Genomic DNA, 258 nt, shown 5'->3' with positions numbered 1-258 from the left:
CGGCGAGCTTGCCGGGCAGGCGCAGCTTGCGCACCGCCGTCTTGCGGTTGACTTCCTTTTCCTTGCGCCGGCGCAGGCGCTCCTCGGCGCGCTCGATCACCCAGTCGAGCAGCTTGGCCGCCTCGTTCGGATTGTCGGCAAGATAGTGGTCGAAGGGATCGCGCAGCGCGTTCTCGACGATGCGCTGGGCCTCGACCGTCGCAAGCTTGTCCTTGGTCTGGCCGACGAATTCCGGCTCGCGGATGAAGACCGACAGCA

The 258-nt window shown here is 66.3% G+C and carries 1 pseudogene; it reads right to left on the bottom strand.

What is annotated here, in order from left to right:
* Positions 1-258 (bottom strand): annotated as a pseudogene (locus tag EOD29_RS32975) (DNA topoisomerase IV subunit B); the annotation flags it as partial.

The sequence above is a fragment of the Mesorhizobium sp. M1A.T.Ca.IN.004.03.1.1 genome (assembly GCF_003997555.1).
Lineage (GTDB): Bacteria > Pseudomonadota > Alphaproteobacteria > Rhizobiales > Rhizobiaceae > Mesorhizobium.
This window is presented reverse-complemented; position numbering and strand designations above follow the sequence as displayed.